The sequence below is a fragment of the uncultured Metabacillus sp. genome (genome assembly GCF_947503125.1).
GTDB lineage: Bacteria > Bacillota > Bacilli > Bacillales > Bacillaceae > Metabacillus.
Genome location: NZ_CANNCR010000073.1, coordinates 1 through 15614, shown reverse-complemented (window position 1 = coordinate 15614; position 15614 = coordinate 1). Strand labels below are relative to the sequence as shown.

Here is a 15614-nt window from a genome sequence, read left to right as displayed (position 1 = left end):
GCGGCGGTCAACAAGTTCACTTCGGTGTTAATTAAAACTAAAACGTTGTTTTTTCATAGAACTTTTGACACTACCATCTATCTTTTACTCGTCTTGTCACTAAATTCCCACATCGTTTACATTCCCATCCAAAGAAATGCAAATTTTTGTTTCACTCATGGTGAAATGTTTAACTTGAACGACATCACAAAAATGTCCACACCAAACATTTCTCTCTTACAGATTTCTGAATTTCTTTCGGTAATGAAAGCTACTTCTAATTAGCAACAAGTGAAGACATTTTACAACCAAGATCTTGTTTTATGCTTTCTTTTGCTTTTTCAGCTTTATCCATTTTTTTCATCTTTCAATGTCATTTTCTTTGATAATCCTTATAATTTATCATTCTTTATTAGACTATTTGCCTCACTTGCTATTAAAAATACCGGTAGTCAGGGTCGAACAGATTGCTTTAACATATATTAAGACAAGAACTTTAAATCCTAGTAAAGTCCCTCCATTCTCCTGGTAAAAGTCCTTGATACTTCTTAGTAAGATAACGATCATCAACTAATACAATCACTCCTGTATCTGTCTCAGACCTGATTAAAACGATTATCAATACTTCCACTTCGAAACACATATTCAACTAATGTACGTACAGAGAGCTTTATTTCGGGCAGCATGTCATCACCTAATAGTTAAAATCGATTAGTATTAATTCTATCGTACATGGTAATACAGAATTAACAAAGATAAAGTTGACTTAGTAGCAAAATGATAGATTATTAAAAATTTGGGTCTGACGATTGCTCTTTAATAGCATCCTCAGACAAAAAAATAGAAAAACTTTTCTTAAGCACTGGATTTTCTTGTTGGCACAATTTGGTAATAGTTTTACAAAAAGCTCAGTATTATTTAACGTTTTTCTAAACAATTTACCCGCATCTAGCCTTAAATAACAATCCTATATTATTTCTTGAAAAATCATCTCAAATTGATATTTGTTTAATATCAATTTGAGATATATAATCATTTCAAGAAGTTACATAAAACGCTTACAACATGACAATATAAGTTGCTTCTGAATATGAAGGAGGAAAAAACATGAGCCAATTAGTGAGAGAATCCAAAATGAAGGCGCTATTAGCCAAACAAAAATTCAATGAAAAAGAAATCGCAGAAATGTCAGATTCCCAAATTGAATATTATCACTGGCTCTATTTTGTAGATTCTGTTTACGATTATATGTAAAACTAAAAAAATAATATAATATATAATGCAAAGCTTTTGTACCTAGTACAAAGGCTTTTTTAGTACATTTCTTCACAATGCTAGCAGATAAAATGATCGTATTGAACATAAATCCCCTCCTGGAATCAAAATCTCATTTATTTTGGAATAGTATAAATTTCCAATACCATTTATAATAAAATCAGACATCTAGAATGGAAAATCGCTAAAAAATATTGGTATTAATTAAGGAGGTAAATGAAATGCAAGTAACAGTAGAAACAACAGTTCAAGCACCAGTAGAAAAGGTGTGGAGGTATTGGACAGATCCAGATCATATTACAAAATGGAACAATGCATCAGATGATTGGCATACGCCATTTGCTGAGAATGATCTAAGAGAAGGCGGGAAATTCGTTTCAAGAATGGAAGCCAAAGATGGCAGTGTTGGTTTCGACTTTGGCGGAATTTATGATGAAGTAAAATTACATGAGGTTATTGCTTATACCATGGATGATGGAAGAAAAGTTAAAATCAGCTTTAAAAGTCAAGAAAACAAAACCGAAGTCATTGAAACGTTTGATGCTGAAACTGAACACCCGATTGAGTTTCAACAACAAGGATGGCAGGCGATTTTAAATAATTTCAAAAAATACGCAGAGCAAACAAACAAATAAATCATTTTTAGAAGTCTCCATAATCAAATAAATGAGTGGCGTATCTGTGGTTATGAATATTCAATCACCTCAGATACCGCCATTTTTTATTTTATCTAACTAAACTCACAAGATCATAAAAGATTGGCTTCATGTATTTAATTTTTACTATCACTAACTACCATAATAGGTTTGTCAAAAACAAAAACTGTCATCGCAGTATCAATTTCAATATTGATATCTGTAAAGATACTCACAATTTTTGCATCCATCATTTCCTTAAGTTTATTCTTCAAGGAAGGATCTCTATAGATATTTTCATCCCGTAAATGCCATTTATCCCCAATCTAGCACTAATCATTAACAGCCATCCTTCCCAGTGGTCCTGTTTCGTCAATAATATCTTGAATATCATATACCGAAATTGGAAACATTGGAAAACCAAAAGCATATGGAGTGATTTCATATAACTGAAAATAAATGACAAGGACTTTATCAGCGATATAAAAATCCTGATTCGGTTTTATCGTTGTAAATTCGTTCAGAGTTTGGATATCACGTTGCTTGATTTGTGTTTGGATGATTCCTGAGAGTCTTTTGACATAATCACTTCCTGGCTTAAACAAGTCTTTAAGTTCACATAGCTTCCCCTTTTGTAAATCAAATGTTAATGATTTTATAAACGTCATTCCATGGGCAGCATGGGAATGGTAAGTATAATTTGAGAGTGATAAGCTCAAGACTTGACGTTGGTTGTTTTTGATTTCATATTCCCCAATCATTTCTTCGACTGTAGCCGGCATATCTCCAACTTGCTGATTGATCAGCTGCTGGGTGTGATAAATAATCGTTTGATTGATGAACATTTGCAACTGTTGATTTGGCATTCGGACAACTATTGGATAAACGACAGTTTTTTTCGGACCGCTGCTGATTTTAACCGTTTTTATACTAACTGGTAACGTAATGGGCATCTGATATCCATCCTCATATTTTTTTACCCATTGTATTCTTAATAGGAGGAAAAATGAGTAAAAGTTCAAATATGCAACCAAAGAATTTTCATTTCAAGGGTATGAGAGTAATTGACGCACCTCCTTAATTTGTGCAAGAATAACTTTAAATAATACTTTTAAGGAAAGTGATCATAAACATGCTTTATATATGGGATATCGAAAAGATCATTAAAGAAACACTAAATGAGCTGAATCTAACTATTAATTATGAATTTACCAATAATCTACCTGTACCTATGAGTTTTAACGTATCAACAAATACGATCAAATTTAATTATCTTCAAGTAAACGCTTACATAGGTAATTTTAAATTCAGAGAGACTGAGGAAAACTTTGTTAAAATTATTCTTTATCATGTGATTGGTTATTATTTGGATTTTAAGAAAAACAAACATGATTTAAGAACTCTCATGTATGGAGACGAAGAAGAAAAAGAAATGCTTAAAGCTGAAATCGAAATGAATGCTTGGGAATATGGGCGAACATTGGTACCTGTAAATTTATTAGATTCCTATGATAAAGTACGTGAATTAGATAAGATGCTATTAAAAACCTATAAATAAGCTATGCAATTTAGGAGCACTAGATTCATTACCCACGATGGCAAAGCAGTAACGACAATTCGATCAATTTATGGTGAATTAAGAAAAGTGCAAGGTACTTAGCATTCGCCTTATGCTTGTCGCCGAATGCTTAGCACCTTGCGCTTTTTTAAAAACCATGACCTTTTATTTACCCTTTTTTCTATAATGCAACGGAGCATAGCCAGTAACTGCCTTAAACACCCTGCCAAAATGGGTCACACTACCGAAGCCTACCTTTTTGTAAATCAAGTTGACCTTCATGGAAGAAGACTCCAAAAGCTTCTTCGCTTCCTTGATCCTGACGTTGTTGAGGTACTCAACAAATGTAAAGCCTGTCACTTCCTTAAAAAAACGGCTTAAATAGTAGGGACTTACGTAGAATTCCTCTGCTACTGATTGTAGCGACAGATCATACATATAATGATTGTTTATATAGCGGACAACCTCAGATATTCTTTCATGCATCGGACTTGGAGATTCTAATGGCTCGATACTTGTTTGTTTGATATTCCTGCAGCAAATAATGAGCAGCTGCAGAACCAGCGTCTGCGCATACATCTCGAAGCCGGGTCTTTTCTCCCTAATCTCCTGAATGATTGTTTGGGAAAGTGTTTCGATTAAGATCTGCTCTTGCAGAGGACACCTGACAATAAAGTACTCTTGTTCGAACAAAGGTTGAAGGATATTTCTATAAGAAGGATTCCCTGCAGCCATGCAGCTCTCATGAATATTTACAATAAGCCGCTCATGCTTTGGCATTTCGGTATTGGTTGTCCGATGCAGAATATTAGGCGAAATGATCACGATATCCCCTTCGTTAATCACTAATGTCCGATCCTTTATAAAAAATTCCCGTTTCCCAGAGATTAAATAGAAAATTTCGAACGTACTGTGAAAATGATTAGCTGGCATATGGTGGCTTAGCGCTTGCCGATGTGATACCGTAAATGTCTCCTCTGCGTTTTGGAATAGAATGCTTTTCAGCCTGTTCGCCTCCTCTCAGTTCAGTTTTCTTTTATTTTATGCCTCTGGTTCATTTTCTGCAAGATATAAGAGGTTTTTGATTGATTCTGCAAAAAATGTACATATTTTTATGCTAACCTAATCTTAAATATATATAGGAGGGATTTTTTAAGATGAATCTTTCAGAAACCAATAAGATATCAACAGAAACACGAAACCCTATTCAATGGGCTGAGAAAGCATGCGAAACGTTAATGGCAAAATTTGAACCGGAGCTCCTTCCGCCTGAGCGATTCCACTATCATCAGGGAGTCTTTCTATCTGGCATGGAGAAAGTCTGGAGGCTGACTCAAAAAGATCAATATTTCAACTATATTAAACGATGGGTGGATAGCCATATTCTCGCAGATGGCAGCGTCCCAAAATGCAAAACAGATGAACTTGATGACATACAGCCGGGTGTGCTTCTCTATACCCTTTATGAGCAAACAGGTGATGAAAAGTATAAGAAAGCGTTGTACAACCTTGTTCCACTCCTAAAATCATGGAAGACCAATCCATCAGGAGGGTTCTGGCACAAGGAGCATTACCCAAATCAAATGTGGCTGGACGGATTATATATGGCCGGGCCGATCGCAGTCCAGTTCGGAAAGACTTTCGATGAAAGCGACTATTTTGATATGATGACCTTTCAAGCCATCCTTATGGAGAAGCATACAAAGGATCCTGACACCGGCCTGCTTTATCATGGCTGGGATGAAACGAAAGCAGCAAATTGGGCCGACCCTGTTACCGGCTTGGCTCCAGAGTTCTGGGGACGAGCAATCGGCTGGTACCCTGTGGCGTTGTTGGAAATGTTTGATCACCTTCCTGAGGACCATAAAGATAAGAAAAAGCTGGTCACTATCCTTCAGGATTTGCTCGTTTCCTTAACGAACTATCAAGATCCGGACACCGGCTTATGGTATCAGGTGGTTGACAAAGGTCATCTGTCCGATAATTGGCTGGAAAACTCTTGTTCTTCCTTGTTTGTTCAAGCCATTGCCAAAGCTGTCCGTTTAGGCTATTTAGACGAAAAATATATGGAGTATGCTTGGAAAGGGTACCAGGGAGTAATTAATACGTTGAAATTCGATGAAAATGGAAACGTACTCATCGGCAATATTTGTATCGGCACAGGGATCGGCGACTACGCTCACTATATTGCCCGCCCTACCAGCGAGAATGATCTTCACGGAGCTGGAGCTTTTATTCTGATGTGTGCGGAAATGAGTCAGGCGGCAAAATAAGATATATCTTTTGAACAAAACAGGAGCCTTTTTTAGGCTTCTTTTTTCTCCTTTGGTGTCTATATTTGATCAAGCCGTTGAGCTAATACTGCGATCACAAGGTTTGTTTCATCTCTTTGAAAAACTGGCATCAAACTCCGGAAGCATAGTAGATAACACAAAATGTCTTGTCCAGACAATAGGACTATGCATTATTAAACTAAGTCTAATTCTTACTATTTAATATAGTTATCCTGTATTGTAAAAAAATAAGACTTTACTTCTAAGAAAGTAAAGTCACATTGTTAAATTACTTATTCACAAATCCTAAAAATGAGTATAACACTATTTACGAATTTGCCATATAAAACTTTCTTATACTCTAAAGTGGATTTTAATATTCTACTTCTACTTCTAACCATCCACATTCGCAAGTTCATCTCGGTCAGTTGCTTTTGGTGGTTGTTCCATCCACCCATGGTCAATCATAATATTAGCAGCGTCCTCTACATATAGTTCAATATCCATTAGAAACTGCATATACATTTTACCAATATCACGCCTTCCATTAAGTGATATTGCATTTGCATAAGATCTAATTCTCATGGAAAACATTTCTATTTTATGCCATAACATTAATTTTCCCGAAAAAGGAGAAGAAGTTGAAGTACTTACTAGGTCGTCAAATAATGGATAAGATGGTAAGTTATTTTTATGTAATTGTTGTGCAAAGGCCTCTATATGTTTATTAGTAATTTCCTTTCCTCTTAACAAAAACTTTTGAATTTTCTCAGTTGAAGCTACCTGACTAAAACCAGTTAATAAACCCCTACTTGTCACATTATTTTCAATATTATCATAAAAATGTGCAATCTCTAATGCATGAAGAGATCTAATATCTCCAAAAACCCCATTTAAATAATTTTGTTTTCTAATAAAATCAACTTTTTCTGGTGTTGGAATTTGAGGTGGTTTTATATAAAATCCCTTTCCCATTAATAAAGCATCTACTTCAGTTATTAATTTTATTGTAGAGTTTAAGGTATTGATAAAAAATTCTCTTATATCTTCTCTTGTCATTATCGGTATTGCAATTGAATAAATACTCATCCCTGCTTTACTCGTATATTTCAAGTAGTGGAGATAAAATTCATCTAAAAAGAGCCTTGGGGCATCTAAGTTCACATCTTTATCTGTAAACCCAATCGGTATTGGAAAGTTGTCTTTAATAAATATTTCTTTAATATTTTCCAAAAGCGTCTCGCTTAAATTCAGGGCGTTTTCTACAACCTTTTTGATATCTTGGTCATCGATATGTTGAAGATAATAACTAAGAACACATTTTGACGCAGTATTCCCCATATAAGTTGCCCAAAGCTTTCCCATTTCAACAGAAGTTAATCTAATATGACTGTTATTACTTTCCATTGCACATCCCTCCAATATCATATACATCAAGAAATAATATGCCCATTATTGGAAAATATATAAGAGCCCATTTATTGAACAAATCAAACTGAAATGGTTTCATCAACTTACTTACAAAATCATATTCGATAAGAAGTTGTTATGTTTGAGGCATTAAACACATTAAGATTTAACAACTCTCTATATCTCATTTTATCCTAGATTGTTGATTCTTGTGAAAAATAAATATATTGGACTATTTCGTGTATATTGCGTCATCACGCATATGAAATTTGAATTGTTTTCGGTGAAAAAAATTTAAATTAATTTAAAATTTTAAGTAAGAGCAAATGAGTCGTTTGCCATAGCGCTGCTAGATTGTAAGGATGTGTAGGAATGATAGATCTTCATAAAATTGAAGAAATGGCCAAAATTTTAGTTAAGGTTGAAGAACAAATAAAAGAAACAATAGAATCACTTCATTTAATAAATAATAGTATAGATAAATATGACAAATATTCATTTTTAAATGTATCCAAAATGGACTACAACTAAAACCACAAAAATCTCCTCTTATATTCCCTATCACAAAATACCACATGAATACTGTATACAAATCTAGTTAACATAATGAGACATTATCGGTAAAAAAGGGGTAGGGTATCCAAAAGGAACCTACCCCTTTATCCTAAAATATTAAGTTAAAGTTTATAAATTACTAAGAAACGATCACTTATAACAGATTCATCAATGATAAGCATAGATGTAAATTTAATATCTATAATCTGCAAATCTTTTTGTTGTTTTAACCAACGGTTTAAATCATCTGTATTTTCAAATATTGATCAAAAACTCTAAAAAAATGAACAAACCACCTTTTAAATATTTACCATTCAAAAGTTGTCCAAATCCGGGTAAAGCAATACTCCAAAAGAGTTTCTCCATTACATTTACCCTTTTCTTTTTACTAATTCATCACGGTCGGCTGCTTTTGGAGGCTCTTCCATCCAACCATTATCAACCATAATGTTCGCTCCATCTTTAGTATAACCAGCAATTTCACCTGCTAACCGAGCATAATGAACCGCTAAATCATGTCTTGGGCTGGCTGATACACTGATACCGTACTGTCCAATGGCGGAAGCTATTAGCCCTGCAACGTGAAACATCATTAATTTATCAGAAAAAGGAGCTACGGTAGAGTCCGTTACTTCTGAAGTTATATTTTTTGCTGATGACAGGTGTTCTTCATGTAGAATAGAGCTAAAAACCTCTAAGTGTTTCGCTACAATTTCTCTACCCCTTAACATGTATTGACGAACTTCTTTAGATCTTGCTACCTGACTGAATCCAGTAATTAAAGCTTCACCAAGTGCGTTTCTTTCTGCATTATTTACAAGACTTGTAATTTCAGTTCCTAAAAGTGGGCGACGATCCCCAAACCAACCGTTAAAGAAACTTTTTTCCTTTACAAAATCTACCTGCGTTGGAGTAGAAAGATAAGGGTAACGAACAAAAACTCCTTTCTTTAAGGCAAGTTTTCTCGCTCTGCTTACAAGTTCTTTTGATTGTAATAAACACTCAGAGTAGAAATCTGCAACGTCATCTCGTGCAGATAAGGAAAACATCATGCTTTCTCCAGTAAGACTAAACCTTCCCATATTTAGCATATAAAGCAAAATCATTGTATCAGAGAACAGTCTTGGCGCTTCCAAGTTTACATCTTGATCCGTAAAACCTACCGGAATTGGATAGTTTTCCATATTTAGTGCTTGAGTAATGGTTTGAATACGTTTTTGACAATAGTCTAAGGTATATTCTAAGATAGTCTGAATTTCTACATCTTCAACCGTTTCTAAAAAATACTTAACACCGCAAATGATCATTGTGCTAGACTGGTATGTCCCCCATAGACTAGATATTTCTACAGAAGACAATTTGGTTTGGTGTTCTTTCATTCTAATCGCCTCCAATCGCAAGGGTTGTGAATTATTTCATTAATTTGTTCCGATCTTCCATTTGTGGCGGTTCTAGATATTTTATTTTGCTCAAATGAACACCTGAATATTTATCTATTGACACTCTAAAACACATCCCTCAACAATAATGGCCCGATTTGTTGAACAAGATCTCCCAAAAATCAAATGAATACTATATACATAAAAAAATTTGCTGGTGTCATTGAAGGTATAATACCTGTTTGAAGTTAATTCTATAATCATTCCAATCCAAAGCAGTTGCAATCTCATCTATGTACTTATTTAGAATAAAACTTATATCGAAATAAAGCGATTAAAAAGAGTTATTTTTTATTTTTATATTCATTTCTCTTTTCAAGAGTAAGCTCGAAATATAAAAAATAGCGCACCTTCCGGTACGCACGACAAATGGCCAGCTATCTCGAAATTTTTACGGATAGCTGGCTATTTTGCACATGTAGCTTGGATCTTGTCAGACCAAGGGAGATAGTCTTGTAAAAGTTTAGGCTGCTGGTGAATTGGTAAAGTTGGCAGCTCTGTTAGTAGTTTGACTAAATATTGATAAAGATCGATGCCGTTTGCTTTCGATGTTTCGGCCAAGCTTAAACAGATGGCATTTGCTTTGGCACCTGCTTCGCTCACGGAGAAAAGCCAGTTCTTACGACCAATCACATTCGGACGAATCGCATTTTCAGCGGGATTATTATCGATTTCTAAATGCCCATTATTAAGAAAGGCTTTTAATCCATCTGCTCGGCTTAACGTATATTCAGCTGCTTTGGCCAATGCATTTTTACCGAAGAACGGTGCACGATCAATCCAAGCGAAAAATTCATCCACGATGGGCTTCGATTCTTTTTGTCTCATTTGTTGGCGTTCTTCTGGTGAAAGGTGTTTAATTTTACGCTCAACCTGATACAAGCGATCACAGTAATCAACGCCTATTCGCCCGTTTTTACTATCAGCTTTTAACCAATAACGCCTCGTATGCGCCCAGCAGTTGGCGAATTGCACGTCAGGTAAATGACCATAAGCTGAATAACCATCGCAAATCACCGTTCCTTTAAAGTCTGCGATTAAGTCTTCCAATACAGTTCGGCTTCTTGATAAAGCGCTTTTGAAAAGGACAATAATAGGGCCTTGACTTGGTACGCTACGACATACCCAGTTATAAGCGTTTGATTGACCGGATTTTCCGTCGGAACGTTTAATGATTTGTGCATAGGTTTCGTCCACATGGAGCACTGATTTGGCTGTTAATATTTGCTTCATCAAATCATAAATTGGTTGAAGCCAATCTTCAGCTACACGAATCACCCAATTTGATAAGTTCTTATCATTGGTAAACAGGCCATAACGTTCCCATTCTTTCACCTGGCGGTAAAGAGGCAAGTACTGAATAAACTTATCGTAGATAAGCTTTGCCAAAACAGTTGGTCCAGCAATGCTACGTTGAATGGCTACTTGTGGAGCTTTCCCACGCTTAATTTGTGCTTTTTGAGTGGTATCTTTTTTGCACGTCTTACACTCATAGGCATGCTCGATATGTTGCACACGCTTCATTGTAGCTGGAATGAATTTTGCTTCTTCACGTATTAATGTTGTACCTACTTCTGTCATTTGATGAAGACAACAATTACATTGCGTGTTAGTTGGATGATGGTGAACTTCTTCTATTTCAATATCATCGCTAAATGAATCGTTTCTCTTTTTCTTCGATACGTTACGGACAACGGTATAGCTAATTGTTTCCGTGCTTTGTTCTTCTGTCTGCTCAGAATCGCTAAAAGACGGATCATCTTCAAATAAAGAGCCTTGACCATCTGGTGCTTGATACTTTGATTTTTCTGATTTAGAACCATATAAAGCTTTGGTTAATTGGCGAACTTGTTCAGTTAATGCTTCTATTTGTCGATTTGATTGAGCGAGTTGTTGCTCTAATAATCGAATGATACGTTCATTTTGTTCTTCTTGCTTCGGATTAATATTCGTCAAATCGTTCACCACATTCCGTTCAGTTTCATCTATGGATGATTATACCATTCAGAATGGGGCGTTTAAAAGACACCTTTTGCAGATTTCGCAATTGCCTTTGGCTGCTGAAGCGATAGTCCTTCTAATAGCCAACGAAGCTCTTGCTGTGAAAGATTTCGCACTTCATTTTCGTCTTTCGGCCATTGAAGCTTGCCGTTATCTAATCGTTTATAAAGCATGGCGAAGCCATCGCCATCAAAGTACAAACATTTATAACGATCCTTGCTCCATCCAGAAAACAGAAAGATTGAATCGCTGTATGGATCCAATTCAAATGAATCTTGAATAAGCGTTGCGAGGCCGTCAATTCCTTTACGCATATCCGTTTTACCGCAGATAATATAAATATTTTTAACGCTTGTAAAATCATGTTTCATCGATTGCTCAACTCCCTCATGATGACTTGGATGATGCGATCATCTACACCATTGAAAAAGGAAATTTCAACACCAGCTGCTTTAATCATGCAGTTTGGGGAATGGCTTTGAGATTTTGGCACAACGGAAGGAAGGTTATCATGGATAGGATCCAATGTCACGGGGACAATGGTTAATTTTGTGGTTGGCATAAGTATGGCACCTCCTATGATTGATACATCTATGGTACCGGAGGTGCCTGCTCGTTTATATGCGTTATTTGATTACGGGCTTACTTTCAAGATTCTTTTTGTCTTAACAAAATACCAGGTTGCATTTTATTTAACATATTCTATTCCAAACTCTATCTAAATTTAAGGGGACATATACTTTTTCCCCATGTATTTCCCTATGTATGATGGGGTTTTCAAAGTAATGCTCTAAAATTTCATTTTCTTTTTTTAACCTTGGAGTTGGATTTGAGGGTGTAACGGAACCTTGCCATTTGATATATTTTCTGTAATCATAAACACAACATGTCTTCCAGCTATAACCTGGCATTTCATTGTGAGATCTATCGTATTTACCGATATTGTCTTTTACCAGAGCAGCATGAAGATCAGCAATAGAAGCAATTATCGGAGGTATGTATATGGAAACCAATCACCATGTAAATTTAACAACTGCAGAAAACGAATATCTATGGAGTCCTTACCAACAATGATATGATGCCCAAGCTAACATCAGCAGAACTCTCACAAATATGGGCTTCTTTTCAGAATGACACTTTGGCAAAATGCGTTTTAACATATTTTTTAAATCACGTTGAAAATACTGAAATTCGCCAAGTTTTGGAATATGGTTTACGTTTGTTTCAAACACACATTCAAAAGTTGACAGCAATATTTCAAGAAGAAGGTAACCTCATTCCTCAAGGATTTACCGAAGAAGATGTGAACGAAACTGCTCCACGTTTGTTTTATGATAATTATATGTTGATGTATGTTCAACAAATGTGCAAACTGGGTCTTAGTGCGTTTAGCGTTGCAGTCGCATTGTCTGCACGAAAGGATATGCACGCTTATAATTCAGAACGTCTTAAGAAATTTATTGAATGGCATGGTATGGCAAATGACATTTTGCTTTCAAAAGGACTTTACATTCGACCGCCTTACATTCCTACACAAGACAAAGTTCATTTTGTCCAATCAAATAATTTCCTTCAAGGGTGGTTCTGAAAACGAAGACCATTACTATCATTGGAAATTACTAAATTGTTTGATAATATCCAACGGAACGTACTAGGAATCGCAACACTTATTGGATTTAGTCAGGTAGCAAAATCAAAAGACGTTGCAAATTTTATGGTTTGTGGAAAAGAAATTGTTGCTAAACACGTTGAAATTTTCAGTTCCATTTTACGTGAAGATGATTTACCTGTACCAATGACGTGGGATTCAGAAGTAACAACATCGACCGTTGCACCATTTTCTGATAAGTTAATGATGTTTCAAACAACTGCTTTAATTTCTATTGGAATGGGGTATTATGAACAAGCATGGCAACAAGTCCAAGACATGACATAGCGACACATTACGCAAGGTTAACAGCAGAAATCGGAAAATTTTCAAATGGAGGTGCAAAAATTATGATTAAAAACAATTGGTTGGAAGAACCGCCAAAAGCTCCTGACCGTGATGAGTTAGTTCAATAAGCAATATAAAGGATCTTTGACTATATAAAAATGGCACAGAATTTAATACTCTGAGCCATTTTTATCATTTCTAACTTTCTTCTATTTTGCTGGTTCCTCTACTACTGGCTTACCAGCCTCCATCAAAACTCTGTTTCCACCTAACATAATGGAAAGAATGAAGAGCAATACCCCCGTTCCCACCAAAAGCCATTCTACTTTGATCACATCTGCCATCGGTCCGAAAATCAGCATGCCCATTGGCATCATGGATGTGGAAATCATCCCTAATACACCGAAAATTCTTCCTAAATAGTTTTCATCTACTTTTTCCTGGAGTACAACGGTTGCAGGTGTATTAAAGAGCGGCGCCGTAATACCGAATACAGCCATGAAAATTAAATAAACGGAGAAAATCGGAACAACCCCCAGTGCAAATGTGCAAATCCCCATTAATAGGCTTGCTAAGGTCATTGTATGAATTTTATTTTTAAAGCCGCCCCAAGAGGCAATGATTCCTCCACCAGCCATCATCCCAACGGAGAAGGCAATTTCGATCGCCGTTAACCGCCAAACTTCGTCACCGAAACTCCGTGTTACTTGAAGTGGAGTCAAAAAAGCTGCCGGTGCCATTAAGACAAAGAAGACCCCAAAGAACAAAAATAACTGTCTTAAAAAATGATTATTTTTAATGTACGTTATCCCTAGCTTAAAATCATTGAGATAGGTAGTTGGTTGGTCATCCTCTGCTTTCTGATGTTGCGCGATTTTTAGAAATCCGAGTAATGTGAAGATGGCAATTAATGCTGTTACCACATCGATAAAGAAAATGATCTCAAGTGAAGCCATTGATAATAAGGCTGCACTCACAATCGGTGCAACAAACATATTGATTGCTTGCAGACTTCCGTTTATACCGTTAACTTTCGTCAGCTTATCCTTTGGTACAATCTGCGGCAAGATCGCCCCTACTGCGGGTGTTTGAATACCGGTACCGACAGCACGAATAGCGGCCATAAGGAAGAGCAGCCACACCGCATCATATCCCATTAAAAACACAATCGCGAGGAGAAGTGTTGCTGTCGCAATTAAGGCATCTGATAAGGCTATCAGTTTTTTTCGGTTATACCGATCAGCCCACACTCCAGCAAATGGCGATAATATAAAGGTAGGAATGAAGCCGCATATAATAAAGAGTGTCATCATCATTCCTGACTGTGTATTTAGCGTGACATACCACATCATCGCATATTGAACCAATGCTGAACCAAAAAGCGAAATCGTTTGGCTGCTTAAAAACAGTGTAATGTTCTTTTTCCAATTTTCATATCCATGTTCATTTACTGAGTTCATCTTTTCACGTCCTTCTTATTTTTCGTTCTCATTTTGCTAACAGTATGAATTCCCCAGTAAAAAAAATACGCTCATCTTTCATAAAAAAATCACAGACGCCTGCCTGTGATTTTGAGTAAACGATTAAGAATGATCCTTATTTCATGAGTAAAAAACATTTTTGCCCATAAATAAAGAAAGGCAGACAGTTCCGCCTTTCTTCATCTAGTCGATTATGCATAATGAAGATTATAAAAAAGGACAGACTAATCCCGTTTCCTTTATGTAAACATTAACTATTATTTTAGAGCAGAAGTTTAAAAAAGTCAATAAATAACAATTCTATTTAAGCGGGTATACATAATTTTCTTTATGTTTTTAATTAAATAGTAGATAATGAAGCAAATACATTTTTTTAAGGAGTGTATGATAATGATTACACCTATTTTTCGTATTTTTGACCTGGAAAAAGCAAAGGAATTTTACATCGATTATTTAGGCTTTCAGCTTGATTGGGCACATCGTTTCGAAGAACACATGCCGGTCTATTGCCAAGTATCTTTACATGAACTGATCTTACATCTTTCCGAACATCATGGAGACTGCTCTCCAGGCAGTGCCATTCGAATAAAAATGACAGATCTAAAAAAATATCATTCTGCCTTAAAAGAAAAAAAGTATACTTATGCAAACCCTGGTTTAGAAAAATCACCTTGGAATACAGTCGAACTAACGGTGACCGATCCTTTCTTTAACAGGATTACTTTTTATGAGGAAATTCTGTAGTAATAGAAGTGCTTGCTCTTATAACTTAAACTCTAGGTCTTAGGGATAAAGAGCCTTTCTGTATATAAAGCACAGAAAGGCTCTTTATGATTCCTCCATTTTACTTTGTGGATCTATTTAATGAGAAATTCGCTGATAAATTCAGATTTTCACCGATAAAATTGAATGGCCGCTGATATATTTCGAATATCGCCAATAAAATTGAAAAATCGCTGATATATTTTGAATTTCGCTGATAAAATCGAAAATACCGGTTTGGCCCCCTTATTTTGGACACCAATCTTTTGTTTTCTCGTTCTCTCTTAGTTTTTCATTTTCTGTTTTTCCT

At 35.7% G+C, this 15614-nt stretch carries 17 protein-coding genes and 1 pseudogene; 8 read left to right on the top strand and 10 right to left on the bottom strand.

Features of this window, described 5'->3' with window-relative positions:
* Nucleotides 1-475: 475 nt before the first annotated feature.
* Complete coding sequence (locus Q1B07_RS23750) at nt 476-610, bottom strand: helicase C-terminal domain-containing protein (protein ID WP_299833940.1); 135 nt, start codon at nt 608-610, stop codon at nt 476-478.
* Between the two features lie 476 nt (nt 611-1086).
* On the opposite strand from Q1B07_RS23750, the gene Q1B07_RS23745 reads away from it, so the two are divergent.
* Both Q1B07_RS23745 and Q1B07_RS23740 read left to right on the top strand, forming a co-directional pair.
* Nucleotides 1087-1233 carry a BH0509 family protein gene (locus tag Q1B07_RS23745; protein ID WP_299095206.1) on the top strand — a complete coding sequence of 49 codons (147 nt, stop codon included), beginning with the start codon at nt 1087-1089 and terminating at the stop codon, nt 1231-1233.
* Between the two features lie 242 nt (nt 1234-1475).
* Nucleotides 1476-1889, top strand: coding sequence for an SRPBCC family protein (locus tag Q1B07_RS23740; protein ID WP_299095209.1), 414 nt, complete (start codon nt 1476-1478; stop codon nt 1887-1889).
* Nucleotides 1890-2026: 137 nt separating this feature from the next.
* Here the strand turns inward: Q1B07_RS23740 and Q1B07_RS23735 are convergent, their stop codons facing one another.
* Both Q1B07_RS23735 and Q1B07_RS23730 read right to left on the bottom strand, forming a co-directional pair.
* A complete protein-coding gene (locus Q1B07_RS23735) occupies nt 2027-2164 on the bottom strand; it encodes a Na-translocating system protein MpsC family protein (RefSeq protein WP_366945274.1) in 138 nt (45 codons plus the stop codon).
* A gap of 57 nt (nt 2165-2221) precedes the next feature.
* On the bottom strand, nt 2222-2842 hold the full coding sequence (locus Q1B07_RS23730; protein WP_299095212.1) for a DUF3298 and DUF4163 domain-containing protein: 621 nt from the start codon (nt 2840-2842) through the stop codon (nt 2222-2224).
* A 179-nt stretch (nt 2843-3021) separates the two neighbouring features.
* On the opposite strand from Q1B07_RS23730, the gene Q1B07_RS23725 reads away from it, so the two are divergent.
* Entirely contained in the window at nt 3022-3447 is a 426-nt protein-coding gene (locus tag Q1B07_RS23725; protein WP_299095228.1) for a hypothetical protein, read from the top strand.
* Nucleotides 3448-3612: 165 nt separating this feature from the next.
* Here the strand turns inward: Q1B07_RS23725 and Q1B07_RS23720 are convergent, their stop codons facing one another.
* On the bottom strand, nt 3613-4452 hold the full coding sequence (locus Q1B07_RS23720) for an AraC family transcriptional regulator (RefSeq protein WP_299095230.1): 840 nt from the start codon (nt 4450-4452) through the stop codon (nt 3613-3615).
* 152 nt (nt 4453-4604) lie between these two features.
* Here Q1B07_RS23720 and Q1B07_RS23715 point away from each other — a divergent pair, with 152 nt between their 5' ends.
* The gene (locus Q1B07_RS23715) at nt 4605-5720 is read left to right on the top strand and encodes a glycoside hydrolase family 88 protein (protein WP_299095215.1); all 1116 of its coding nucleotides are present in this window, start codon (nt 4605-4607) and stop codon (nt 5718-5720) included.
* A 393-nt stretch (nt 5721-6113) separates the two neighbouring features.
* Here Q1B07_RS23715 and Q1B07_RS23710 read toward each other — a convergent pair whose 3' ends face one another.
* A complete protein-coding gene (locus Q1B07_RS23710) occupies nt 6114-7127 on the bottom strand; it encodes a DUF3231 family protein (protein ID WP_299095218.1) in 1014 nt (337 codons plus the stop codon).
* A 375-nt stretch (nt 7128-7502) separates the two neighbouring features.
* Between Q1B07_RS23710 and Q1B07_RS23705 the strand changes: the two genes are divergently transcribed.
* On the top strand, nt 7503-7661 hold the full coding sequence (locus Q1B07_RS23705) for a DegQ family regulator (protein ID WP_299095221.1): 159 nt from the start codon (nt 7503-7505) through the stop codon (nt 7659-7661).
* A 395-nt stretch (nt 7662-8056) separates the two neighbouring features.
* Here the strand turns inward: Q1B07_RS23705 and Q1B07_RS23700 are convergent, their stop codons facing one another.
* The 4 genes from Q1B07_RS23700 to Q1B07_RS23685 form a co-directional block, all read right to left on the bottom strand.
* On the bottom strand, nt 8057-9064 hold the full coding sequence (locus Q1B07_RS23700; protein WP_299095224.1) for a DUF3231 family protein: 1008 nt from the start codon (nt 9062-9064) through the stop codon (nt 8057-8059).
* A 465-nt stretch (nt 9065-9529) separates the two neighbouring features.
* Entirely contained in the window at nt 9530-11080 is a 1551-nt protein-coding gene (locus Q1B07_RS23695) for an IS66 family transposase (RefSeq protein WP_299833931.1), read from the bottom strand.
* Between the two features lie 62 nt (nt 11081-11142).
* Nucleotides 11143-11496, bottom strand: a complete 354-nt coding sequence (tnpB, locus tag Q1B07_RS23690) for an IS66 family insertion sequence element accessory protein TnpB (protein WP_299095884.1) — start codon at nt 11494-11496, stop codon at nt 11143-11145.
* The gene (locus Q1B07_RS23685; RefSeq protein WP_299095616.1) at nt 11493-11687 is read right to left on the bottom strand and encodes a hypothetical protein; all 195 of its coding nucleotides are present in this window, start codon (nt 11685-11687) and stop codon (nt 11493-11495) included. Before Q1B07_RS23685 ends, tnpB begins: the two co-directional genes overlap by 4 nt.
* Nucleotides 11688-12263: 576 nt before the next feature.
* On the opposite strand from Q1B07_RS23685, the gene Q1B07_RS23680 reads away from it, so the two are divergent.
* Entirely contained in the window at nt 12264-12713 is a 450-nt protein-coding gene (locus tag Q1B07_RS23680) for a DUF3231 family protein (protein ID WP_299095619.1), read from the top strand.
* 21 nt (nt 12714-12734) lie between these two features.
* Nucleotides 12735-13189: pseudogene (locus Q1B07_RS23675) on the top strand (DUF3231 family protein).
* An 81-nt stretch (nt 13190-13270) separates the two neighbouring features.
* On the opposite strand, the gene Q1B07_RS23665 reads toward Q1B07_RS23675, so the two are convergent.
* A complete protein-coding gene (locus Q1B07_RS23665; protein WP_299095621.1) occupies nt 13271-14521 on the bottom strand; it encodes an MFS transporter in 1251 nt (416 codons plus the stop codon).
* 411 nt (nt 14522-14932) lie between these two features.
* Between Q1B07_RS23665 and Q1B07_RS23660 the strand changes: the two genes are divergently transcribed.
* A complete protein-coding gene (locus tag Q1B07_RS23660) occupies nt 14933-15286 on the top strand; it encodes a glyoxalase superfamily protein (RefSeq protein WP_299095623.1) in 354 nt (117 codons plus the stop codon).
* Nucleotides 15287-15614 lie beyond the last annotated feature (328 nt).

Bases quoted from the DNA above. Each gene is read 5' to 3' on its own strand.
- Q1B07_RS23745 (WP_299095206.1), top strand. From the start codon at position 1,087: ATGAGCCAATTAGTGAGAGAATCCAAAATGAAGGCGCTATTAGCCAAA.
- Q1B07_RS23740 (WP_299095209.1), top strand. From the start codon at position 1,476: ATGCAAGTAACAGTAGAAACAACAGTTCAAGCACCAGTAGAAAAGGTG.
- Q1B07_RS23730 (WP_299095212.1), bottom strand. From the start codon at position 2,842: ATGCCCATTACGTTACCAGTTAGTATAAAAACGGTTAAAATCAGCAGC.
- Q1B07_RS23725 (WP_299095228.1), top strand. From the start codon at position 3,022: ATGCTTTATATATGGGATATCGAAAAGATCATTAAAGAAACACTAAAT.
- Q1B07_RS23715 (WP_299095215.1), top strand. From the start codon at position 4,605: ATGAATCTTTCAGAAACCAATAAGATATCAACAGAAACACGAAACCCT.
- Q1B07_RS23710 (WP_299095218.1), bottom strand. From the start codon at position 7,127: ATGGAAAGTAATAACAGTCATATTAGATTAACTTCTGTTGAAATGGGA.
- Q1B07_RS23705 (WP_299095221.1), top strand. From the start codon at position 7,503: ATGATAGATCTTCATAAAATTGAAGAAATGGCCAAAATTTTAGTTAAG.
- Q1B07_RS23700 (WP_299095224.1), bottom strand. From the start codon at position 9,064: ATGAAAGAACACCAAACCAAATTGTCTTCTGTAGAAATATCTAGTCTA.
- tnpB (WP_299095884.1), bottom strand. From the start codon at position 11,496: ATGAAACATGATTTTACAAGCGTTAAAAATATTTATATTATCTGCGGT.
- Q1B07_RS23685 (WP_299095616.1), bottom strand. From the start codon at position 11,687: ATGCCAACCACAAAATTAACCATTGTCCCCGTGACATTGGATCCTATC.
- Q1B07_RS23665 (WP_299095621.1), bottom strand. From the start codon at position 14,521: ATGAACTCAGTAAATGAACATGGATATGAAAATTGGAAAAAGAACATT.
- Q1B07_RS23660 (WP_299095623.1), top strand. From the start codon at position 14,933: ATGATTACACCTATTTTTCGTATTTTTGACCTGGAAAAAGCAAAGGAA.